The organism is Streptomyces sp. NBC_00539 (genome assembly GCF_036346105.1).
Lineage (GTDB): Bacteria > Actinomycetota > Actinomycetes > Streptomycetales > Streptomycetaceae > Streptomyces.
In genome coordinates, this window is sequence record NZ_CP107811.1 from 1,861,467 (window position 1) to 1,882,666 (window position 21,200).

21 protein-coding genes are annotated in these 21,200 nt (G+C 72.2%); 8 read left to right on the top strand and 13 right to left on the bottom strand.

Features of this window, described 5'->3' with window-relative positions; translation table 11 throughout:
• Positions 1-83: 83 nt before the first annotated feature.
• The 6 genes from OG861_RS08050 (at position 84) to OG861_RS08075 (ending at position 4,800) form a co-directional block, all read left to right on the top strand.
• On the top strand, positions 84-473 hold the full coding sequence (locus OG861_RS08050; protein ID WP_329199068.1) for a BlaI/MecI/CopY family transcriptional regulator: 390 nt from the start codon (positions 84-86) through the stop codon (positions 471-473).
• A complete protein-coding gene (locus OG861_RS08055) occupies positions 470-1,384 on the top strand; it encodes a M56 family metallopeptidase (protein WP_330261606.1) in 915 nt (304 codons plus the stop codon). The genes OG861_RS08050 and OG861_RS08055 overlap by 4 nt, the downstream gene beginning before the upstream one ends.
• A 127-nt stretch (positions 1,385-1,511) precedes the next feature.
• The gene (locus tag OG861_RS08060) at positions 1,512-2,003 is read left to right on the top strand and encodes a GNAT family N-acetyltransferase (protein WP_329199066.1); all 492 of its coding nucleotides are present in this window, start codon (positions 1,512-1,514) and stop codon (positions 2,001-2,003) included.
• A 170-nt stretch (positions 2,004-2,173) separates the two neighbouring features.
• Positions 2,174-3,073, top strand: coding sequence for a class I SAM-dependent methyltransferase (locus OG861_RS08065; RefSeq protein WP_330261607.1), 900 nt, complete (start codon positions 2,174-2,176; stop codon positions 3,071-3,073).
• 100 nt (positions 3,074-3,173) lie between these two features.
• The gene (locus tag OG861_RS08070) at positions 3,174-3,617 is read left to right on the top strand and encodes a Fur family transcriptional regulator (RefSeq protein WP_443064458.1); all 444 of its coding nucleotides are present in this window, start codon (positions 3,174-3,176) and stop codon (positions 3,615-3,617) included.
• Between the two features lie 130 nt (positions 3,618-3,747).
• Positions 3,748-4,800: a helix-turn-helix transcriptional regulator gene (locus OG861_RS08075; RefSeq protein WP_330261609.1), complete on the top strand. Its 1,053-nt coding sequence runs from the start codon at positions 3,748-3,750 to the stop codon at positions 4,798-4,800.
• 398 nt (positions 4,801-5,198) lie between these two features.
• Here the strand turns inward: OG861_RS08075 and mshA are convergent, their stop codons facing one another.
• Together mshA and OG861_RS08085 are read right to left on the bottom strand one after the other, a co-directional pair.
• Complete coding sequence (mshA, locus tag OG861_RS08080) at positions 5,199-6,515, bottom strand: D-inositol-3-phosphate glycosyltransferase (RefSeq protein ID WP_330261967.1); 1,317 nt, start codon at positions 6,513-6,515, stop codon at positions 5,199-5,201.
• Between the two features lie 44 nt (positions 6,516-6,559).
• Positions 6,560-8,131 carry a class I tRNA ligase family protein gene (locus OG861_RS08085; protein ID WP_329199058.1) on the bottom strand — a complete coding sequence of 524 codons (1,572 nt, stop codon included), beginning with the start codon at positions 8,129-8,131 and terminating at the stop codon, positions 6,560-6,562.
• A gap of 305 nt (positions 8,132-8,436) precedes the next feature.
• Between OG861_RS08085 and OG861_RS08090 the strand changes: the two genes are divergently transcribed.
• A complete protein-coding gene (locus OG861_RS08090) occupies positions 8,437-9,180 on the top strand; it encodes a PIG-L deacetylase family protein (RefSeq protein ID WP_330261610.1) in 744 nt (247 codons plus the stop codon).
• A gap of 78 nt (positions 9,181-9,258) precedes the next feature.
• Here the strand turns inward: OG861_RS08090 and OG861_RS08095 are convergent, their stop codons facing one another.
• The 11 genes from OG861_RS08095 to OG861_RS08145 all read right to left on the bottom strand — a co-directional run bounded on the left by OG861_RS08095 (position 9,259) and on the right by OG861_RS08145 (position 20,501).
• Positions 9,259-9,924 carry a maleylpyruvate isomerase family mycothiol-dependent enzyme gene (locus OG861_RS08095; protein ID WP_330261611.1) on the bottom strand — a complete coding sequence of 222 codons (666 nt, stop codon included), beginning with the start codon at positions 9,922-9,924 and terminating at the stop codon, positions 9,259-9,261.
• Positions 9,925-9,928: 4 nt separating this feature from the next.
• Complete coding sequence (ahcY, locus tag OG861_RS08100; protein WP_330261612.1) at positions 9,929-11,335, bottom strand: adenosylhomocysteinase; 1,407 nt, start codon at positions 11,333-11,335, stop codon at positions 9,929-9,931.
• 44 nt (positions 11,336-11,379) lie between these two features.
• Complete coding sequence (metK, locus tag OG861_RS08105) at positions 11,380-12,603, bottom strand: methionine adenosyltransferase (RefSeq protein WP_330261613.1); 1,224 nt, start codon at positions 12,601-12,603, stop codon at positions 11,380-11,382.
• Complete coding sequence (gene acpS, locus OG861_RS08110) at positions 12,600-13,325, bottom strand: holo-ACP synthase (protein WP_330261614.1); 726 nt, start codon at positions 13,323-13,325, stop codon at positions 12,600-12,602. The genes metK and acpS overlap by 4 nt, the downstream gene beginning before the upstream one ends.
• A gap of 37 nt (positions 13,326-13,362) precedes the next feature.
• On the bottom strand, positions 13,363-14,223 hold the full coding sequence (locus OG861_RS08115; RefSeq protein WP_330261615.1) for a hypothetical protein: 861 nt from the start codon (positions 14,221-14,223) through the stop codon (positions 13,363-13,365).
• Positions 14,224-14,256: 33 nt separating this feature from the next.
• A complete protein-coding gene (locus OG861_RS08120) occupies positions 14,257-15,150 on the bottom strand; it encodes a diiron oxygenase (protein ID WP_329199044.1) in 894 nt (297 codons plus the stop codon).
• Positions 15,151-15,268: 118 nt separating this feature from the next.
• Positions 15,269-16,315, bottom strand: a complete 1,047-nt coding sequence (locus OG861_RS08125; protein WP_330261616.1) for a class I SAM-dependent methyltransferase — start codon at positions 16,313-16,315, stop codon at positions 15,269-15,271.
• Complete coding sequence (locus tag OG861_RS08130) at positions 16,312-17,151, bottom strand: class I SAM-dependent methyltransferase (RefSeq protein ID WP_330261617.1); 840 nt, start codon at positions 17,149-17,151, stop codon at positions 16,312-16,314. The genes OG861_RS08125 and OG861_RS08130 overlap by 4 nt, the downstream gene beginning before the upstream one ends.
• A 32-nt stretch (positions 17,152-17,183) precedes the next feature.
• Entirely contained in the window at positions 17,184-17,687 is a 504-nt protein-coding gene (locus OG861_RS08135) for a MaoC family dehydratase (protein ID WP_330261618.1), read from the bottom strand.
• Between the two features lie 88 nt (positions 17,688-17,775).
• Complete coding sequence (locus OG861_RS08140) at positions 17,776-18,951, bottom strand: trans-sulfuration enzyme family protein (protein WP_330261619.1); 1,176 nt, start codon at positions 18,949-18,951, stop codon at positions 17,776-17,778.
• A 113-nt stretch (positions 18,952-19,064) separates the two neighbouring features.
• Positions 19,065-20,501 (bottom strand): MFS transporter, encoded by a 1,437-nt coding sequence (locus tag OG861_RS08145; protein WP_330261620.1) that lies wholly within the window; start codon positions 20,499-20,501, stop codon positions 19,065-19,067.
• Between the two features lie 139 nt (positions 20,502-20,640).
• Here OG861_RS08145 and OG861_RS08150 point away from each other — a divergent pair, with 139 nt between their 5' ends.
• Positions 20,641-21,096, top strand: a complete 456-nt coding sequence (locus OG861_RS08150; RefSeq protein ID WP_330261621.1) for a hypothetical protein — start codon at positions 20,641-20,643, stop codon at positions 21,094-21,096.
• The last annotated feature ends 104 nt before the right edge of the window (positions 21,097-21,200 follow it).

The window sequence follows — 21,200 nt, forward strand, 5'->3', positions numbered from 1 at the left end:
TACCCGGTGGGGGTATGCCGCCCGGGGAGGGGCGGCCCGTACGATGAACCGCTCGCGAGGGGTGAGGGCCGAAAGGGGTGCGCGTGCGGCGACTGGGAGATCTGGAGGCCGAGATCATGGACCGGCTCTGGCTGTGGCAGCGGCCCGCTTCCGTCCGTGAAGTCGTCGACGACATCAACCTGGGGCGCCGGGTCGCCTACACCACCGTCATGACCGTGGCCGACATCCTGCACCGCAAGGGCTGGCTGCGCCGCGAGAAGTCCGGCCGCGCCTGGATCTACGAGGCGGTCCGCAGCCGGGAGGAGTACACGGCGGCGCTCATGCAGGACGCCCTGGGCGACAGCCAGGACCGCAAGGCCACCTTGCTGCGGTTCGTGGAGCGCATGTCCCACGAGGACGTCGAGGCACTGGACGCGGCCCTGCGCGCCGCCCGCCCCTGCCCCCGCCCCGAAGCCCGGGGCAGCGAGCGGTGAACCACCACGTCCTGCCGCCGCTCGGCCTGGCCCTGGTCACCGGGCTGGTCCTCCCCTGGCTGCTGGTCCGGGCCCGCTGGGCGCAGCAGGCGCCGCGCCTGGCGCTGGCCGTGTGGATCGCCTGCGGCACCGTGTTCGCGCTCGCGGCGGCGATGCTGCCGGCGCAGCTGCTGCTGCCGGCGCACACCAGCCACCGGCTCGTCGACCTGGCCCTGACGCTGCGCCTCCCGTCCCCGCGCCGGCTGGCGGCCGGCTCGGCCCGGGAGTTCCTCGCCGCGGGCGCGGCGCTCGCCGTCGCCGCGCTGCCCGCGACCGGATTCGTACGGGAGCTGGTGCGGGCGCGGCGGGCCCGGACGCGCCACGCCGAGCTGCTGCGGCTGGTCGGCCGACCCGACCCGCACCTCGGGGTGACCGTACTGGAGGACGCGCGGCCCGCCGTGTACTGCCTGCCGGGGCGCTCGCGCCGGGTGGTGGTGTCCTCGGGCGCGGTCGAGATGCTGACGCGGCCCCAACTGGCCGCGGCGCTCGCCCACGAGCGGGCCCACATCGACGGCCGGCACCACCTGCTGGTCGCCGCGGCCGGGGCGTACTCGGGGAGGGTGTTCCGCAGGCTGCCGCTGGCCCGGATCGGCGGGAGGGCGGTACCGCTCCTCCTGGAGATGGCCGCCGACGACCGTGCGCTGCGCGGCTGTTCCCGTGACGCGCTGGCCCACGCGCTGTACGCGCTGGCCGCCGGGCGGGCGCCGCACAGGGCGTTCGCGGCGGGCGGCCCCTCGGCCGCGCTGCGCATGAGCCGCATCCTGGCGCCGCCCGCCCCCGGCCGTCCGGTGCTGCGCGGGCTGCTCGCGGTGGCCTCGGTGGTGTCGGTGGTCGCGCCGCTGGTCTTCGCCTGCTGCTCGGTCCCGGGATAGCCGCCGCCCCGATCCCCGCATTTACTAAGCGAATTCGTAGATTTCTCGTCGCCACCGGCCACTTGAATTCCCCGCTATTGTGGGCGCGTACGGGCCGAGGACCGGGACGGCGAGGGGTGCGGGACGAATGCTGCTGGCTGACGTGCGATCGGCAGCGCCCGGTGACGCGACGGCGATATCCCGGCTGCTGGGAGCCTCGATTCGACAGGGGTACGGCGCCGCGCTCGGGGAAATCCGGACCGCGCGCCTGGTGTCGGACCAATGCTCCCTGCCCCTGATAAGAGCGGAAATTGAAATTCCCGGCGGTGCGCCCGGCCGGCTCGGCTGGCTGGTGGCGGCCGATGCCGACGGGCAGGTCGTGGGGGCCGTCTCGGGCGGTGTCCCCGTCGCCGCCGAAGGCGAGCTGTACTCCCTGTGCGTGGCCGCGGAGCGGCGCCGCGGCGGGATCGGGACGGCGTTGCTGGCGGCGGCGACGGAGCGCATGCGGCCGTACGGGGCGACCTCGCAGTGGATCGGCCTCCCCACCGGACTGCCCGCCGGAGCCGACCCCGCCCTCGCCTTCCTCACCCGGCACGGCTTCACCGGCGCCACCCCGCTGCGCCTGCGCCGCACGCTCTGACGCCCGCCGCTCCCGCGGCCCGTGGCAGATCCACGCCATCGCGTGTTCACGCAGCCCGTTCCCCTGGTCGGGGACCCCGCTCCCAGGACAGGATTTCCCCAGCGGCGCGGTCCCGGCGGCACGGGCGCCACGCCTCGGACGGCCGGACCGAGCGAGCCCCTGGAGGAGCGATGCACACACCGAGCGGCACTTCCCTGCCCGTCGTGCCCGCCGCGCTCGCACCGGTCCTGCCGTCCGCACGACTCGCGGGCGCCGGCGCCCCGGTGTTCGTCGGCGCCGGGATCCGTGACGCGGCGGAGTTCCTGCCCGGCCTGGAGTCGCTCTCGCCCGTGGGGGAGCACGCGGCCTGGCTGCACGGAGCGCTGCTCGGCCCGTACAGCGCCGACATCACCCGCTGCCTGGGGCTCGCCCGCGAGGTCGGCGGCCCCGTACTGGACCTGGGCTGCGGCGCCGGACGGCTCGCGGTGCCCTTCGCCCGCCACGGCTTCGAGGTCGAGGCCGTGGACCGCGACCCGGACTGTCTGGAGCGGCTGGGCGCCTGGGGCCGGCGCACGGGCCCCCAGGTGTCGGCCCGGCTGGCCACCACGCGGGCGGATCTGGCCTCGCTGCGCCTGCGGCGGGCGTACCGGCTGGCGCTGCTGGCCGGGGCGATGGTCTGCGCGGTGCCGCCCGCCGCGCGTCCGGGGCTGCTGGCCGAGGTCGCCGGGCACTTGGCCCCCGGCGGTGTCCTCGCCCTCGACTACACCGCCCACCGGCTCCGCGGCCTGGCCGAGGACCCCCGGCGGACCTGGGCCTTCCAGGTCCCGCGGTTCGACGGCGTCGAGGAATGGGCCGTCGCCCGGCAGGTCTTCGACCTGGAGGACATGAGCGAGCGGATCACGTACTACTCCGTGCGGACCGGGAAGCGGAGCAGCGAAAGGGTGGTCCTGACGACCGACAAGTGGATCGTCGACCCGGCCCGGCTCACGGCCGAACTGCACGCGGCGGGCCTGCGCGTCGAACGCCGTTCCCGCCATCGCCTCGACGAGCGGACCGAGAGCGTCTTCCTCGTCTGCCGGGCCGCCGGCTGACTCCCGCCTCCCCCGCCCGCACCCTCTCGCCGAGGAGGGGCAAGAGGTACGATGCACTCAAAGGTTTGGGTGGACCAACGGCGGAGTGGGTGGCGGAGGAATGGCTGTCGTGGAGGAGTCGACCGGCCGCGAGGCGGTGATCCAGCGCCTCCGCGACGTGGGCCTGCGCGTCACGGGACCGCGCCTGGAAGTACTGCAAGTCCTGACCGCCGGCGGCCACATGGACGTGGAGGCCATCACCGCGGCGGCCCGCGAACGGCTCGGCACGCTCACCAGCCAGGCCGTCTACGAGATGCTGCGCCACTTCCTGGAGACCGGCCTGGCGGCGAAGTTCGACCGCCCGGGACTTCCGGCCGTCTTCGAGATCGCCGGCCCCCCGCACCAGCACGCGCTCTGCCTGCGCTGCGGCCGGGTGGAGAACGTGCGGGCCGAAGTGCCCGAGCCGACCGACGAGGCGCTCCTCGACTGGCGCATGGGCGGCGGCGCGGAAGTGGTGTTCAAGGGTCTTTGCCCCGATTGCCTGCGGACGCAGGAGCGACCGTAGGAGGTCCCGCGGGAGCTGCCGAACGGCCTGCGTGTCGCCCGTCACATACGAATCGAGGCGGCGGGAGCTCCTCCAGCCACATGTGTCAAAGTGTGACTGTCGATTCGTAAGACGAGGGGGTCACTGCGCGATGGCAGCGGGCGATGGCAGGGACGGCATCCAGTCGGCCGACAGGGTGTTCGCTCTCTATCAGGAGCTGCGCCTGCGCGGGGTGTCCGACTTGGGCGACGTCTCCCGCGAACTCGGCCTGGCCCCCGAGGAGTACGAGCGGCGGCGGGCCGAACTGATCGAGCTCGGCCTGATCGTGCCGACCGGGACCACCCACGCCACGCGCGCCGACCTCCAGGCCGGTACCTGGGAGTCCGCGGCGGACGCCGTCGCCGTGGTGGACCCCGAGATCGCCCTGCTGCGCATGCTGAGACGGGAACGTGAGCGGCTGCGCGAGCACCTGGACGAGTCCGACCGGGCGTACGGCTCGCTCGAAACGCTGGTCGGCACGTTCCTGCGGCCCGGTTCGCTGAGCGGCTCCGAGGTCGAGGTGGAGATCCTCGACGACTACGGCCGGATCCAGCAGGTGCTGGAGGACATCACGGACGTCATCCAGTACGACCTGGCCTCGATGCACGTGACGGCCCTCGTCCGCGAGGTCGCCGACCGGGTCCTCAGCCGCGACCGGCGCCAGATCGACAACGGCGTGCGCATCCGCGCCATTTACCACCAGCGCATCACCACCTCGCCGGAGGCGACGGAGATGCTGCGCCGGCGGGTCGAGGCGGGCGTCGAGATCCGCATGTCCCCCGCCGTCCCCATGAACATGATCATCGCGGACCAGCAGTTCGCCGTGCTGCCCGTCCACCCGGAGGACCGGTCGGCCGGCGCGATCCTCGCCCGCGGCCCGGCACTCGTCCGCTCCTACCGGGCGCTGTACGAGCACTGCTGGCACGCGGCCACACCGTACGGCGACGACGCAGCCCCCGAGGTCGGCGGCGACGGGCTGTCCGAACAGCAGCGGGCCGCACTCAAGATGCTCGCTTCCGGCATGAAGGACGAGAAGGTCGCCCGGACGCTCGGCGTCTCGCTGCGCACGGTCAGCCGCATGCTGTCCGAACTGATGCAGGAGATGGGGGCGTCGAGCCGGTTCGAGGCCGGCGTGCGCGCCCAGCGCCTCGGCTGGCTGGACTGACGCGCCGCGCGACGCCGCACGACGCCGCACGACGGAAAAGCCCCGCTGCCGCCCGACCCGTTGGGGAAAGGCGTGCGCGGGGCTTTCAGCCGTGGACGGCCGGCGCGGCCGCAACCTAGTCCCAGCCGTTGTCGTCCGACGCGGAGCAGGCGGTGGGGGCGGTCGCGGTACAGGACGGGCGAGCGGACATGGTTCCTCCAGGAAGCCGGAATGGCGATCGACGAGCGACGTCTTCGCGACCCGTGCCGCCGGGATGCGTCGAAGACCCCTCCATTGTCGTACGGGATCCGGGGGCCGGCCGGATTCCTGTAGCGGGTCTGAGGCGGAACTGGAGCCGCCCGGACCGGAGTTCACATTGACGTTACGCTGACATACCTTTGGTCGGCTCAAAAGAGCTGTTAGGCTGGCGATCCGGCCTTCTCGACCCTCCAGGAGAGAGGCGTCGGCGAGGCAGGAGCGTGCCGCCGCTCCTGCCTCACTCGTTCCCGGTGCACGCCGATCGTCCGCGTCTCCCGCTCCTCGGCCAGCGCCCCCCGGTACACGTCCAGCGTCCGCGCGGCGGCGGCCCCCCAGCTCAGCGACCGCGCGTGGACCACCGCCGCCTCCCCCATCGCGGTACCCGCCCCGGGGCGCTCGACGAGGTGGCGCAGCCTCCGCGCGTACGCGGCCGGATCGTGGCCGTCCACGAGCATCCCCGTCACCCCGTCCCGGACCGCGGTCGGCAGACCGCCGACCGCCGCCGCCAGGACCGGGGTCCCGCAGGCCTGGGCCTCCAGGGCGACCAGCCCGAACGACTCGCTGCGCGAGGGCACCACGAGGACGTCCGCCGCCCGGTACCACTCGGCCAACTCCCGCTGCGGCACCGGCGGGCAGAGCCGCAGTACGTCCGCCACACCCAGCTCGCGCGCCAGCTCCCGGGCCGCGTCGCGGGGCCCGGCACCCGAATGCCCGCCCACCACGGGGACGACGATCCGCGAGCGCAGCCCCGGAACCGCCGACAGCAGCTCGGCGATCGCCCGCACCATGACGTCGGGGCCCTTGAGGGGCTGGATCCGGCCCGCGTACATCGGGACGAACGCGTCCACCGGCAGACCGAGCCGGGCCCGCGCCGCCGCCCGCCCCCGGCCCGGCCCGAAGGTGGCGAGGTCCACGCCCGGCCGGACGACCTCGGTCCGGCGGGCGCAGGCCCCGTACAGCTCCCGCAACGCCCGGGCCTCGTCGGCCGTGTTGGCGATGAGCCGGTCCGCCGAACCGGCCACTTGGTGCTCGCCCCGGATCCGCAGCTCGGGCTCGGGCGGGTCCCCGTCGGCGAGGGCGGCGTTCTTCACCCGGGCCAGGGTGTGGGCGGTGTGCACGAGGGGGATCCGCCGGCCGGCGGCGGCGATCCGGCCGGCCAGCCCGGAGAGCCAGTAGTGGGAGTGGACCAGGTCGTAGCGCCGGTCCTCTTTGAGCAGCGCCAGCGAGAACGGCAGCACCAGCCCCGGCATGGCCTCCTTGGGGAGCGCCGCGCGCGGACCGGCGGGCAGGTGGCGGACCTGTACGCCCGGGGCCAGGTCGACCCGGGCCGGTCCCTCCTCGCCACGGCACCGGGTGTACAGGTCGACTTCGACGCCGTGTTCCGCGAGGGCCCGGGACAGCTGGACCATGTAGACGTTCATGCCGCCCGCGTCCCCGGTGCCGGGCTGGTGCAGCGGCGAGGTGTGGACGCTGAGCATGGCGACGCGCAGGGACACGTGGATCTCCTAGCGGAAGGGGGGGTTCAGAAGCCGAACACCGGTCCCGAGGGCGGCGCCAGCCGGGTGCCGGGTGGGGGCGGTACGAGCGCCTCGGCCGAGACGGGCGGTCCCGGTACGGTTCCCAGGGCCGAGGCCAGCCGGTCAGCGCCCTCCGGCATCACCGGCCGCGCCCACGCGCTGAGCGCCCGGGCGACCGCCAGTTGCGCCGACAGCGCCGGCAGGTGGCGCCCGTCCGCGGCGGGGCGGAGTACGCCGTGTGCGTTGACATGGCCGAAGTCGCCGACCGCGCGGACCACTTCGTCGAGCAGGGCGACGGCCCGGCGCGGATCGAAGGCGTCCGGTCCGTACGCTTCGCGCAGGTCCTCCACGGCGCGCAGCAGCCGTCGTTCCAGGACCTGCCAGCCGGTGCCGCCGGGGAGCGCCGCCGGGGCCAGGCCGCCGCACTGCGCGCGGACGGCGGCGAACAGCCGCGAGAGCCAGCCGTTCCAGTTCTCGTCCAGCTCCCGGCGGGCCGCCGCCAGTCCGTCGGTGCGGAAGTGCGTGCGCCGGCCGAGGGGGCGGGCCGCCAGGACGTGGCGGCGCAGGGTGTCGGACCCGTACTCGGTGATCAGGTCCAGGGCCCACGCCCCGCGGCCGGCGCCGGGCCCGTCGTCCTCGATGACGAACGCCTCGTTGACGCAGAAGTCCTGCGCCGGCTTCACACCACGGGCGGACAGCAGGACCGGCAGCAGCACGGCGTGGCAGAAGGCGTGGCCGAACCCGCAGAAGTGGACGGCGCGTTCGGGCATCGAGCGGTCGTCGCCGTAGCCGAAGAGGTGCATCGCGGCGGTTTCGAAGCACCCGTCGATCCGGTGCTCGGGGAAGCCGTCGACGGGCACGGGCAGACCCCACTCCGCCGGGTTCGTCACCGCGACGTCCGGCAGGCCGTCCTCCAGCAGCGACTCGCACAGCGCGGCCAGCCTGGGCGGCAGGCCGGCATCGGCCCAGTAGGCGGCCAGGGCGTCGCGGAACGGCTCCAGCGGGATGTACAGGCGCCGGCAGCGCCGGAGTGCCGCGGGCGTGCCGCACCGGGCGCACCGCGCGCCGAGGAGGTCGCCGCCGTCGTTGGGCCGGGCGCACTCGTGGCACGTACCACCCTCACTCGGCGCCGCGCAGTGCGGACACGAACCCGTCACGTGCGCCCCGTACAGCCAGCGCCCGCACGGTTCGCAGTACGGCATCAGGCGCGTGCGGGCGGCGATGACGCCCTCCGCGTGGAGCCGGCGGAACAGCTCCGCCATCCGGCGGCCGTAGTGCGCGTCCTGGCGGGGCCGCACGATGCGGTCGAACTCGATCCCCGAGCGCAGCCAGTCCGCGGTGATCGCCTCCCGGAACCCCTCGGCGACCTCCTCCGGCTTGCGCCCCGCGCGCAGGGCCCGGACGTGGACGGAACTGCTGTGGTCGGCGGTGCCCGTGGTGAACAGGACCGGTTCGCCTTCGGCGCGCAGGTACCGCGACAGGACGTCGGCGGCGACGTACGGTCCCGCGAGGTGGCCGACGTGGAGTTCGCCGTGGGGGGCGGGCGGGGTCGCGGTGATCCAGACGGGGGTGCTCAATGGGACCTCCTTGACGCTGTGGTGCACAATGCTCAGCGAGGCTCGAAAGGGGTGGAGCTGGTTAAGGATTCCTGCGGATCGTCGAATGGCATTCTTCGCTCGGTCTCCCTGCGGCAAGTGGGACGCGCATACGGCCGAATTCACGACTCCGGACTTCCCGGTGACAATGCGGATGCCGGGTCCCGATAAGCCTGCCAGAGGAAACAAGCGGCGGGGCCGGGAAGTGCTTGCGCATTCACGCCGTTGCGCGGACACGCCAAAGGGGGTGCCTTGCGGCCCCTCCGGGCGCCCAACAGGCTGGTCCCATGGAACACTTCGCGACCGATCCCATAGACCGAAGCGCCCCGGAATCCCTGCTCGTGGTGGCCGCGCACCCGGACGACATCGAGTTCTGCGTCAGCGGCACGGTCATGCGGTGGATCGCCCAGGGCACGACCCGGGTGACGTACTGCATCGTGACGGACGGCGGCGCCGGCGGATACGACGAGCAGCTGCCCCGCCAGGCGATGGGGGACCTCCGCCGGGCCGAACAGGTGCATTCCGCCAAGCGCAGCGGGGTGGACGACGTCCGCTTCCTCGGATATCCCGACAGCTACGTCGAGGCCGGCGTCGAGCTGCGCCGCGACCTGTGCCGGGTGATCCGTCAGGTCCGTCCGCAGCGCGCCGTGATCCCCAGTCCCGAGATCAACTGGGCGCGCGTCGCCGACCTGCACCCCGACCACCGGGCGGTCGGTGACGCGGCCCTGCGGGCGATCTACCCGGAGGCGCGCAATCCGTTCGCCCACCCGTCCCTGCTCAAGGAGGAGGGGCTGGAGCCGTGGATCGTGCCGGAGCTGTGGCTGATGACGGGGCCCACCCCGAACCAGTACATCGATGTGACGTCGGTCTTCGACCGCAAGGTGGAGGCGCTGCGCATCCACACCTCGCAGACGGCGCACTTCGATGATCTGGCGGGGCTGCTGCGGCAGTGGCTGGGTGAGCACGCGACGGCCGCGGGGCTGCCCGCGGGACGCATGGCGGAGGCCTTCCAGGTCGTCAGGATCGACTGAGTCCCGGTCCCCGCGCCGCGTGGGCGACCGGGACCGGGACCGTGAGGCGTGCCGTGCGCCGCGCCGGTCCCCCCGGCGTCAGCGGTAGATGAGCAGTTCCTCTTCGACGGCGCCCGCCAGTTCGTAGCGGGTCCCGACCAGCGGGCGGCCCGAGTACAGGCGGATCAGCGTCGGCGCGTCGCCCCGGAACCGGGCGGCGGGACGGCCGTCCACCGCGTTGCCCAGTACCAGCGCCTCGTGCTGCCCGGCGACGTCCGCCAGCAGCCGGGGCGTTCCGCGCCTGCGGCTCGTCGTGCGGAGCAGGGGCAGGGAGAGCTCCAGGGCGGTCCCGCCGTAGGCCCCCGGCTCGCCGAGCGCCTCCCGTACGTCGCCCGCGTGGATCCACTCCCCCAGCGCCACCGCGTCCAGGGTGCCGTCACCGGCGGCTATGGCCGCACCGGCCTCGGTCAGGCCCCGCTCCAGCTCGTCCAGGATCCCGGCCACGGGCCGGTCGGCGCGTTCCGCGACGTCGGCGGCGTTGGCGGCGGGGAGGAAGACCCCCTCCTCCAGCCGGCCCTCCACGATGCGGACGAGGGCGGCCGCGCAGTGCGCGAGCACGTCCCGCACCGTCCACCCCGGGCAGGCGGTGCGCAGCGCGTACGCGGCCGTCGGCGTCCGGCGCAACAGCGGGAGCAGGGCGTCCCGTTCGGTGCGCAGGAGGCGGTCCGGGAGCCAGGGGTCGCGCATGTCCTCTACGACTGACATGGCATCAGTAGCGGTAGTGGTCGGGCTTGTACGGGCCTTCGACCTCCACGCCGATGTAGGCGGCCTGCTCCGGGCGCAGGGTGGTGAGCTTGACGCCCAGCGCGTCGAGGTGGAGGCGGGCGACCTTCTCGTCCAGGTGCTTGGGCAGCACGTACACGTCGGTCGGGTACTCCTCCGGCTTGGTGAACAGCTCGATCTGGGCCAGCGTCTGGTCCGCGAAGGAGTTCGACATCACGAAGGACGGGTGACCGGTCGCGTTGCCCAGGTTCAGCAGACGCCCCTCCGACAGCACGATCAGGACCTTGCCGTCGGGGAACTTCCACGTGTGGACCTGCGGCTTGACCTCGTCCTTGACGATGCCCTCGATCTGCGCCAGACCGGCCATGTCGATCTCGTTGTCGAAGTGGCCGATGTTGCCCACGATCGCCTGGTGCTTCATCCTGGCCATGTCCGAGGCCATGATGATGTCCTTGTTGCCGGTCGTGGTGATGAAGATGTCCGCGGTCTCCACCACGTCGTCCAGCGTCGCGACCTGGTAGCCATCCATCGCCGCCTGCAGCGCGCAGATCGGGTCGATCTCCGTCACGATCACCCGCGCGCCCTGGCCGCGCAGCGACTCCGCACAGCCCTTGCCGACGTCGCCGTAACCGCACACGACCGCGACCTTGCCGCCGATCAGCACGTCGGTGGCCCGGTTGATGCCGTCGATCAGCGAGTGCCGGCAGCCGTACTTGTTGTCGAACTTCGACTTCGTCACCGCGTCGTTCACGTTGATCGCCGGGAACAGCAGGTTGCCCTCGGCCATCATCTCGTACAGGCGGTGGACACCGGTCGTGGTCTCCTCCGTCACACCGCGGATCCCGGCGGCCAGAGCCGTCCAGTCGATGTCCGTCTTCGCCAGCAGGGCGAGGACGAGCGCCATCTCCTCGTTGCCGGCGGTCGAGGGGTCGGGCACCGCCCCGGCCTTCTGGTACTCGACGCCCTTGTGGACGAGGAGGGTGGCGTCACCGCCGTCGTCGAGGATCATGTTCGGGCCGGCGTGCCCCGGCCAGGTCAGGGCCTGCTCCGTGCACCACCAGTACTCCTCCAGGCTCTCGCCCTTCCACGCGAAGACCGGGATCCCGGCCGCCGCGACGGCGGCGGCCGCGTGGTCCTGCGTCGAGTAGATGTTGCACGACACCCAGCGGACCTCCGCGCCCAGGGCGACCAGCGTCTCGATCAGGACGGCGGTCTGCACGGTCATGTGCAGGGAGCCGGTGATGCGGGCGCCGGCCAGCGGCTGCGCCTCGGCGTACTCCGCGCGGATCGACATCAGGCCCGGCATCTCGTGCTCGGCCAGGGTGATCTCCTTGCGGCCGAAGGCGGCGAGGGAGAGGTCGGCGACCTTGAAGTCCGTGAATCCGGCTGTCATGGGGGACGCTCCTTGAACGTGGGGGAAGGCGGGGGTCACCGGGCTCAGACTCCGGCGGCCTTGCGCAGGGCGTCGGCGCGGTCGGTGCGTTCCCAGGTGAAGTCGGGCAGTTCGCGGCCGAAGTGGCCGTAGGCGGCGGTCTGGGCGTAGATGGGCCGCAGCAGGTCCAGGTCGCGGATGACGGCGGCCGGACGCAGGTCGAAGACGTGGGAGACCGCCTCCTGGATGCGCTCGTCGGGCAGGGCCCCGGTGCCGAAGGTCTCCACGAACAGGCCGACGGGCTCGGCCTTGCCGATGGCGTACGCGACCTGCACCTCGCAGCGCGAGGCCAGACCGGCGGCGACCACGTTCTTGGCGACCCAGCGCATCGCGTACGCGGCCGAGCGGTCCACCTTGGACGGGTCCTTGCCGGAGAACGCGCCGCCGCCGTGGCGGGCCATGCCGCCGTACGTGTCGATGATGATCTTGCGGCCGGTCAGGCCCGCGTCACCCATCGGGCCGCCGATCTCGAACCGGCCCGTCGGGTTGACCAGAAGCCGGTAGCCCTCGGTGTCCAGCTTGATCCCGTCCTGCGCCAGCTGTCCGAGGACGTGCTCCACGACGAACTCGCGGATGTCGGGGGTCAGGAGGGAATCGAGGTCGATGTCGGCGGCGTGCTGGGTGGACACGACCACGGTGTCGAGGCGGACGGCCTCGTCGCCGTCGTACTCGATGGTGACCTGGGTCTTGCCGTCGGGCCGCAGGTACGGGACGACCCCGTCCTTGCGGACGTCCGTCAGCCGCCGGGCCAGGCGGTGGGCCAGTGCGATGGGCAGGGGCATCAGCTCGGCGGTCTCGTCGCAGGCGTAGCCGAACATCAGGCCCTGGTCGCCGGCGCCCTGCCGGTCCAGCCCGTCGCCCTCGGCGCCGTCGGCTTCGCCCTCGACACGCTGCTCGTAGGCGGTGTCGACGCCCTGGGCGATGTCCGCGGACTGTTCTCCGATGGACACCGCTACCCCGCACGAGGCGCCGTCGAAGCCCTTCTTCGAGGAGTCGTAGCCGATCTCCAGGATCGCCGCGCGCACGAGTGCGGCGATCGGCGCGTACGCCGTGGTCGTCACCTCGCCGGCGATGTGGACCTGGCCGGTGGTGATGAGGGTCTCGACGGCCACCCGCGAAGCCGGGTCCTCACGGAGCAGCGCGTCGAGGACGGTGTCGCTGATCCGGTCGGCGATCTTGTCGGGATGGCCCTCGGTCACGGACTCCGAGGTGAAGAGCCGCTTGCTCATGCCCGGCCCACCTCCAGCGGGAAGAAGTGCTTCTCGATGGCGCCGAGGGTGCGGATCTCGTCGACCTCCAGGGTCTCCATCTGGATCGGCTTTCCGCTGTGCTGCTCCAGCAGGAAGACGAACTCCACGAAGGACAGGGAGTCGATCAGCCGGTGCTCGATGAGGTCCAGGTCGGGAGCGATGTCGTCGAGCTCCGAGTGGCGGGCGAGGAGCCAGTTCTTCAGCTGCTGCAGACCGTTCGACATGGTGGTTCTCCTTGGGGAAGTGGTGCCTGTGGAGGCTCGGGTTGCTTGTACGGGTCCGGCTGGGCCGGGCAGGGGCCGCGGCAGGGGCGAGCCGGGCTCCAGGACGGGGGCCGCGACGGCCACCGCGTAGTCCACGTCGTGGCTGATGGACACGGTGATCGCGATGATCCCCGAGTCCGCGGCCATGACGGCCGCCGCACGGTGGAGTTCGACGAGCGGCCAGCCGCCCTCGCAGCGCCTCACGACGATGTCCCGCCAGGGCAGGAACCTGCCGCCGACGCGGAGGGTCTTGAACGCCGCTTCCTTGGCGGCGATCCGGCCGCACAGGCTCAGCACGTCGAGCCTGGTGGAACAGCGGCAGTCGGCGAGTTCGCCGGGGGTGAGCATCCGCTCGAAGAAGTCCTCGCCGTACTCGGTGAGGAGCCGGCGGACGCGGGTGACGGACACGATGTCCATGCCGAGGTTCGCCCATCCCATCACGCCCGCCGGAGGGGAGACGGGTCGGGTCGGCACGTCAGATCGCCGGCCCGGCCGCGTTCGCCCGCAGGACCGCGGCCGTAGCCGCCTCCCAGCTGCCGTGGCGCCTGGTGAGTGCGGACAGCCAGCGTTCCAGGCCGAAGGCGACGCAGCTGGTGAACGCCGGGCCGCCGCCGGACGCGAGCGGGATGTCGCACCGGTCGCCGAAGAAGTTGCGGTGGGTGTTGACCGAGGCGATCGCGAGGTCCTCGTACAGGAACTCGTGCTTGACGGGTGTCAGCCGCTGGAGGACCGCCTTGGAGCTGCCCTTGTCGAAGAAGGGGTCACAGGCGGCCTCCTTGCGCAGCGGCACGTCCAGGGCCTCGGCGAAGGAGGTGATCCGCCCGGTGAAGGACGCGAGGTGCGCCTCGGCGTGTTCGCGGGTGCCGATGGCGACGATCTCACGCATCCGGAAGCCCAGTTGGCGGCGGAGCCCTTCGTAGTGCTCCTCCTTGCGGAAGCACCATCCGACCACGGTGACGAGTTCGTCGTCGGCGGCCTCGCGGCCCTGGTGGTCGATGTACACGGCGTAGCACGACGCCGAGGGGAGGCCGAGCGCGGCCGGCTGCAACGCGTCGCACGGGAAGCAGCCGGTGTCGGTACAGAAGTCGCTGGTCGCTCTGGCGTCCAGGTTCAGGGGGGCCGCGACGACGGCCTGGTGGGGGAAGTTGTCGTAGTAGTCGAGCCGCGCCAGATCGGCGGCCGGCAGCAGCGGGGGCATGGTCATCGGGCGGGCACCGGCCCGGACGCCCCAGCTCTCGAAGGTGTCGTCGAGGAGCCGCAGCAGGGCGGTTCCCTCGGGGCCGAGGGACGGCAGGCCCTGGGTCGGGGCGGGGGTCGCGGTGGTCGTGACGGTCATGGTGGGGTCACCTCTCGGACGGCGATGGGCCGTTCAGACGACGGGCAGCACGTCGTCGGTGAAGATCCCGGTCTTCAGGAAGAAGCCGAGGGGCTTGCGGATGGTCTTGCGCTCGAAGGGGCGGCGCCGCTCGTCGGCGACCAGTGCGTTGCGCAGGGCCAACGGGTCGGCGATCCCGGCGTCGCGGTAGACGTGGGGGTTGTAGAGGGAGTTGACGCTGTAGACCACGTAGCGCTTGAGGTAGGCCTCCACCTCGGCGAGCCGTGCGGCGGAGACGCTGTCGCGCATCCGGTGGAAGAGCAGGGACACGAGTTCGCGGCCGAAGGCGATGTGCCGGGACTCGTCCTGGTGGTGGATGCGGTTGACCTCGCGGATGGTGTGGCACAGCGAATCGTCCTGCGCCATACGGGTGTTGTAGTGGTCCACGAGCTCTTCGAAGAACAGGATCCGGGCGAAGACCAGGAAGTTCTCCACCTCCGGCTCCCAGGCGGAGTCGGCGCGCATGGCGGTGGATCCGTAGATCTTGTCGCCGTAGCGTCGGCAGAACTCGGCGAAGAACCACATGTGTTCGTTCTCTTCGCCGATGAAGTGGTGGAAGAAGTCGGACGGGACCTCGAAGCCGGGCATGTGGATCCGGCCGACCACCTCGATGAGCAGTTCGCGGATGCCGTGGACGTTGAGGCTGTAGAAGTTGATGCTCTCCCACTTGGACAGGCGGCGGATGGTCTCCTCGCCGAGCTCCTCGTAGAAGGGGGTGCCGTAGACCGTGAGCAGTTCGGGGGTCATCCACATCCGGCCTTCTTCGAGCTTCTCGGGCCAGTCGAACTGCTGGTAGGGGTTGTAGTACTCCTCGATGGAGCGGGAGCTGAGCCGGTCCAGGACTTCCAGGAACCGGTCGGTGACGGGCAGGGGGGCGCTGACGCCCATGGTGACTCCTCGGTGTGGTGGTGGGCGCCCGGGCCGCGTTCCGGTGCCTCGGGTCTCGGGGCGCAGGGCCTCCCGGCCTCGGGGCGTCAGGGCCTCAGGGCGTTAGGACCTCAGGGCCTCAGGGCCGGACTTCGTAGACGGCGTTGACCGGGGTCTCGGTCGCGCGGCGCCAGCGGGTGAAGCCGGCCTCCTCGGCGATGGCGCGGAAGGCCTGCTCACCGGAGTGGTTGCCGAGGGCGTGGGGTCCGCGCTGGGCGACGGCCACGGGCAGGCACATCACGGCGGACAGCGCCATGAACATGCGGGCGGCGGGGGTCTGGGTATCGATGTCCGCGGGCGAGACGTTGGACTCGACCAGCATCCAGGTGCCCTCGGCGTCCAGCGACTTGTGCACGTGCTGGGCGGCGGCGACGGGGTCGCCCATGTCGTGCAGGGCGTTGAAGAAGGTCACCAGGTCGTAGCCGCTGCCGGGGTAGTCGTCGGCGGAGGCGACCTCGAAGACGACGCGGTCGCCCAGCCCGGCCTCGTCGGCGAGCTGACGGGCGAGCGCGATGGCCTCTTCGGAGTAGTCGAAGCCGTGCACGGTGGCCCCGGGGAAGGCCTTGGCGATCAGCAGCGTGGTGTGTCCGACTCCGCAGCCGACGTCGGCGACGGTGCCGCCCGCGGCCAGCTTGGCGGTGACCCCCTCCAGCGCCGGGAGCCAGTCGGGGACGAGCCGGTGCTCGTAGGCGGGCTGGAAGAAGCTGCCCATGCCGGTGTCGAGGGCGGGGTCGTGTTCCGCCCAGCCGACTCCGTCGCCGGTGCGGTACGCGTCCACGAGCAGGTCCTCGGTGGCGTAGAGCGCCTTGAGGGCGGTGAAGAACCCGGCGGCGAAGGTGACGGATCCCGGGTCGGCCAGTACGGGGACGTGGGCGGCCGGCAGGGCGTACGTGCCGGTGTCCGGGTCGCGTTCGACGTACCCGGCGCTGAGCTGGGCGTGCAGCCACTCCTCGGCGTAGCGGGGGCTGATCCCGGTGCGTCCGGCGAGCGCGGCCGGGGTCAGCGGGCCGGTCTCGGCGAGCGCGCGGTAGAGGCCGAGGCGCTCGCCGAGGGCGACGGTCAGGCCGCGCACGGCAGCGCCGGCGTCGCTGATGACGCGCTGGTGGAACTCGTCGGTGGTGCTCATGCCGCTCTCACCCCGGTGGTCGGAAGGTCACAGGTGAACAGGAAGGAACGGGGGATCCGCGGGACGCTGCGCGCGGGCACCGGGTAGGGCCAGCGGCCGAAGTCGGCGCCCGGCTCACCGGGCTGGCGCACTTCGCGCACGGCCCAGCCGCAGTCGGCCAGCAGCTGCTCGGGGGTCTCGGTGCCGAACAGCCACGGGTTCCCGTCCTCGGCGAGGCAGTTGAGGAAGGGGCGGGAGAGCGGGTTCTCCAGCGCGGACTTGCTGATGACGTCGCCCAGCAGGACCGAGCCGGGCGCCGACTGCGTGCCGAGCGTGGAGATCAGGTTCCGTACGGCGGGCTCCGGAAGGAAGAAGAGCAGTCCCTCGACCACCCACAGCACCGGCTCGTCGCTGTGCCAGCCGGCCTCCTTGAGGGGGCCGGTCCAGTCCTGGGTGAGGTCGACCGGGACGGTGACGCGGGTGCGCCCGGCCGGATCGGGCTCGTCCGCCAGCATCTGCGCCTTGGCGTCCAGCAGGGCGGGGCGGTCGAGTTCGTAGACGGTGACGCCGTCGGGCCACGGCAGGCGGTAGAAGCGGGTGTCCATGCCGGCGGCGAGGAAGACGACCTGGCGGATGCCGCCTTCCTCGACGGCCGAGACGATGGCCCGGTCGAGGTACGTGGTGCGGATGGCGAGGAACGGCACGGTGCCGGCCCCCGCGTAGCGCTCCAGGAGTTCGAAGCCGATCGTGTCGGCGACGGTGCGCGCGTGGGGATCGGCGAACAGCCGGTCCTCGCGGTCGGTCTCCAGGGCCCGCGCTGCGGCGGTCCACTGGGCGGTGCGGGATACGGCCTCCACTGGAGGTCTCCCTTCACATGGGGTAGGGGGCTTCAGACGGCGGAGCGGGCCCGTACGACCGGGTCCTGCGCGGCTGCGGGGTCGGCGGCGCGGTCGGCGGGCCGGCGCCGGAAGATGCTGTGCAGCACCATGCTGAAGACGACGGTCCCGTCGCGGTCCACGAGCGTGCAGCGGGGCTGCACGACGCCGGTGCCCGGATTGAACGGGGAGGGGCGCGAGCCGAGGATCTCCACGCGGGCGGTGAGCACGTCACCGGGGCGCACCGGCCGCAGGTAGCGGACTTCGTCCACGCCGGGGGATCCGGTACAGGCGCTGTAGGCGAGCAGTCCGTCGACGTAGCGGCGCATGAACATCGAGGCGGTGTGCCAGCCGCTGGCGATCAGTCCGCCGAACGGCGATTCGGCCGCGAGCGCCGGGTCCGTGTGGAAGGGCTGCGGGTCGAAGCGCCGCCCGAAATCCAGCACCTCCTCGGCGGTGACGGTGACGGTGCCCAGCTCGTGGACGTCACCGGTCCGGAAGTCCTCGAAGTAGCGCATCACACGGCCCCTTTGACGGAGAGGAGTTTCTCTGGCGTGAACCAATCTACGAATCGCCCATTTATTTTGTCAACCCAAAAGAAGCGAATCAGGTTCCGGCCAGTGCCTGTTCGACGTCCCGCCACAGGTCATCGGGGTCCTCGATGCCGACCGACATCCGCACCAGCCCCGGACCGATACCGGCCCGGTCCAACGCCCGTTCGTCCAGCTCACGGTGGGAGGTGCTGGCGGGATGTGTCACCAGCGTCTCCACACCCCCCAGGGAGAGCGCCAGCCGCGCCAGCCGGACGCCCTCGACGAACACCCGTCCGGCCTCCCGGCCTCCGGCGAGCTCGAAGGAGAGCAGCCCGCCGCCGCCCGAGAGCACCTTGCGCGCCACGGCGTACGAAGGCCCTCCGGGGAGCCAGGGCCAGTGGACGGCGGTGACGGCCGGATGGGCTTCCAGCCGGGTGGCCAGCAGGCCGGCGTTGGCGCAGTGCTCGCGCATGCGCAGGGGCAGGGTGGCGATGCCGCGCAGGGTCAGCCAGGCCGCGAACGGGTCCGCGGCGGCGCCGAGTTCGACCGTACGCGGCCATATCCGGTGCCGGAGTGCGTCGTCGGCGAAGACGGCCGCCCCGCCGAGGACGTCGGAGTGGCCGGCGAGGTACTTGGTGGTGGAGTGCAGCACGATGTCCGCGCCGAGTTCGAGGGGCCGGCACAGGACGGGTGACGCCAGGGAGTTGTCCACCGCGCCGATCACCCCGTGGCGGCGGGCGGCGGCCAGCAGGCCGGGTAGGTCGGGGACCCGCCCGGTGGGGTTGGCGATGGTCTCCAGCAGGAGCAGCCTGGTGCGCGGGCCCACGTGCGACTCGAATTCGGCCACGTCGTCACCGCTGATGTAGCGGACCTCGACCGAGTAACGGTCGGCGAGGTCGGCCAGGGCCGCGTACGTCCCCCCGTACAGGCACCGTTGGGCGATCACCTGGTCGCCGGGGCGCAGGAGCGCGAGCAGGACTCCGCTGATGGCACCCATGCCGGAGGCGAAGGCGAGGGCGGACCTGCCGCCTTCGAGGTCGGCGAGGGTGTGCTCCAGCGCGCGGACGGTGGGGTTGCCCCGGCGGCCGTACACGTACTGCCCGTCCGGGCCGGCCATCGCCTCCGCGAGCTCGGCGGCCGAGTCGAAGGCGAAGGCGGACGACTGGACGAGGGGGACGGAGAGCGGACGGCTGCCGTTGCCGTGAGGTGCGTTGACGACGTGCACGGCGCGGGTCCGGATGTCCTTCATGACGTCTCCTCTTGATGTCTTGGGGGATGGAGGTACGGGGGGACGGGGGGATACGGAAAAGGGGCCGCCCGACGTCCGGAAGGACATCGGGCGACCCCTGGCCGAGCGCCGTCTCACACGCCGGCCGTCTCACCCTGCGGCGCGGGCGCGGCGGCGGGCGCGGCGGCGGGCTTGTCGCTCTTCATCGCGAGGAGCGTGACCAGGGCGCCCACGGCGGCGATGCCGGCGGCACCGAGGAACGCGGCGCCGAATCCGTCGGTGAGGGCGGGCAGGTTGCCCAGTTCACCGGCGCCCTGGGTGGTGGCGAGGGCGGTCAGTGCGGCGAGGCCGAGGGCCGAGCCCACGTTGTAGGTGGTGTTGACGATGCCCGAGGCCAGACCGGCCTGCTCCTGGGGGGCGCCGGACATCGCGGCCATCATCGCGGGGATGTACGCGAGCGCCATGCCGAGTGCGGCGACGAGGGAGGCGGGCAGGACGTCGACCAGGAAGGTGCCGGTCGGCTCGACCGCGGACAGCCACACCAGCCCGGCGGCGAGGGCGAGCAGACCTCCGGCGATCAGCGGCTTCGCCCCGAACCTGGCCATGAGACGGGCGGTGATGGCCGTCATGAAGATCATCAGCAGGACGGTCATGGGCAGCAGCGCGGCCCCGGAGGCGAAGGCGCCGTAGTGCAGCACCTGCTGGAGGTAGAGGTTGAGGAAGTACCACATCGGGATCCAGGCCGCGCCGAGCAGCGTCATCGCCAGGTTGGCCGAGCCCAGACGCGGGATCCGCCAGACGCCGAGCGGCATCAGCGGCTCCCGTACGGTGCGCTGGATCACGAAGAAGAGGGCGAGCAGGGCTGCCGCGGCGACCAGTTCGAGCACGGTGGCGGTGGCTCCCCAGCCCACTTCGGGGGCCCGGACCACGGCGAAGACGGCGAGCGCGAGACCGCCGGTGACGGCGACGGCGCCGAGCACGTCCACCGCACCGCGGCGGGCCTGGACGGCGGGCAGCAGCTTGGTGGCGGCGAGGGTCAGGACGCCGATCGGGATGTAGATGATGAACACCCAGGGCCAGCTGACCCACTGGGTGAAGACGCCGCCGAGGAAGACGCCCACGGTACCGCCGGCCGGGGCGGCGGCGCCGTAGAGGGCCATGGCCTTGCCGAGTTCCTTCGGGTTGTGGCCGAAGAGCATCATCAGCAGGGTCATGGCGGAGGGTGCGATGAGCGCGCCGCCGACGCCCTGGACGGCGCGGCCGACGATCTCGACCCAGGCGGTCTGCGCGGCGGCGGCGAGCACGGAGCCGACGATCATGGTCGCCCAGCCGGCGGCGAAGATCCTGCGCGCCCCGAAGAGGTCGGAGAGCCGGCCGCCCAGCAGGAGCAGCCCGCCGAAGACGATGACGTAGGCGTTGAAGACCCACTGCAGCTCGCCTTGTGAGAAGCCGAGGTCCTTCTGCATCTCGGGGAGTGCGACCCCGATGATCGAGGTGTCCATGATGACCATGAACTGGGCGGTGGCGAGCACGGCAAGTGCCCACCAGCGCCGGGGATTGACGGTTGACATTGCCCTGACCCCTCTCCTACACATACCCCTAGGGGGTACCTTCGCGGAGCAACGTAGCATACCCCCTGGGGGTATGTAAGAGCGGAACCTGGGATGCGGCTCGAGCCGCGACCCGAGCCGAGGGGCGATCATGGGGGCCATGAAGCACCCGGCACTCCCCACCACCGAGTCGGCCGTGACCGCCGTACGCGAGATCGCCGACGCGTACCGCCTGACGATGACCGTCGACCACGACATCGGCGCGGACCGGACCTCGCGCCGCTCATCGGCGGAACTCTTCAAGGCGACCGACCCCGACGGCACCCTCCCCCACGAGGCGTTCATCGACCTCCTGGGGCGCCCCGCGGTGTCGGTCCGTCTCTTCCCCGAGGAGGACGCCCTCATCACCGTCGAGGGCGTGGAGTTCCACGACGTCCCCCGCGACTCCGTCCCGGCGTTCCTCCGCTCGGTCTACGGCGGCCTGGCCCACGTGACGGCCCGTTTCTTCCCGCCGGGCTACCGCCTCACCGTCCCCCTGCCGGGCGACGAGACCTACCGCGAGCGCCTGTCCACCCCCACCCTCACCCCCTGGCTCTCCTCGGTCCTGCGCCCCTGACGCTCATGCGCTGCGCACCGCCGACGGTGAGCGTCGCCGCAGCCGAGCGACTGCTGACGGAGAACGGCAGTAACCTCGGCGGTACCGGGGGCTGCGCCGGGCCC

What these genes read in the sequence shown, in the direction of transcription:
- OG861_RS08090 (WP_330261610.1), top strand. Translation starts at nt 8,437, where the DNA reads ATGGAACACTTCGCGACCGATCCCATAGACCGAAGCGCCCCGGAATCC.
- OG861_RS08150 (WP_330261621.1), top strand. Translation starts at nt 20,641, where the DNA reads ATGAAGCACCCGGCACTCCCCACCACCGAGTCGGCCGTGACCGCCGTA.
- OG861_RS08065 (WP_330261607.1), top strand. Translation starts at nt 2,174, where the DNA reads ATGCACACACCGAGCGGCACTTCCCTGCCCGTCGTGCCCGCCGCGCTC.
- OG861_RS08120 (WP_329199044.1), bottom strand. Translation starts at nt 15,150, where the DNA reads ATGGGCGTCAGCGCCCCCCTGCCCGTCACCGACCGGTTCCTGGAAGTC.
- OG861_RS08125 (WP_330261616.1), bottom strand. Translation starts at nt 16,315, where the DNA reads ATGAGCACCACCGACGAGTTCCACCAGCGCGTCATCAGCGACGCCGGC.
- metK (WP_330261613.1), bottom strand. Translation starts at nt 12,603, where the DNA reads ATGAGCAAGCGGCTCTTCACCTCGGAGTCCGTGACCGAGGGCCATCCC.
- mshA (WP_330261967.1), bottom strand. Translation starts at nt 6,515, where the DNA reads ATGCTCAGCGTCCACACCTCGCCGCTGCACCAGCCCGGCACCGGGGAC.
- acpS (WP_330261614.1), bottom strand. Translation starts at nt 13,325, where the DNA reads ATGGGATGGGCGAACCTCGGCATGGACATCGTGTCCGTCACCCGCGTC.
- OG861_RS08115 (WP_330261615.1), bottom strand. Translation starts at nt 14,223, where the DNA reads ATGACCGTCACGACCACCGCGACCCCCGCCCCGACCCAGGGCCTGCCG.
- OG861_RS08145 (WP_330261620.1), bottom strand. Translation starts at nt 20,501, where the DNA reads ATGTCAACCGTCAATCCCCGGCGCTGGTGGGCACTTGCCGTGCTCGCC.
- OG861_RS08070 (WP_443064458.1), top strand. Translation starts at nt 3,174, where the DNA reads ATGGCTGTCGTGGAGGAGTCGACCGGCCGCGAGGCGGTGATCCAGCGC.
- OG861_RS08060 (WP_329199066.1), top strand. Translation starts at nt 1,512, where the DNA reads ATGCTGCTGGCTGACGTGCGATCGGCAGCGCCCGGTGACGCGACGGCG.
- OG861_RS08135 (WP_330261618.1), bottom strand. Translation starts at nt 17,687, where the DNA reads ATGCGCTACTTCGAGGACTTCCGGACCGGTGACGTCCACGAGCTGGGC.
- OG861_RS08075 (WP_330261609.1), top strand. Translation starts at nt 3,748, where the DNA reads ATGGCAGCGGGCGATGGCAGGGACGGCATCCAGTCGGCCGACAGGGTG.
- OG861_RS08140 (WP_330261619.1), bottom strand. Translation starts at nt 18,951, where the DNA reads ATGAAGGACATCCGGACCCGCGCCGTGCACGTCGTCAACGCACCTCAC.
- ahcY (WP_330261612.1), bottom strand. Translation starts at nt 11,335, where the DNA reads ATGACAGCCGGATTCACGGACTTCAAGGTCGCCGACCTCTCCCTCGCC.
- OG861_RS08095 (WP_330261611.1), bottom strand. Translation starts at nt 9,924, where the DNA reads ATGTCAGTCGTAGAGGACATGCGCGACCCCTGGCTCCCGGACCGCCTC.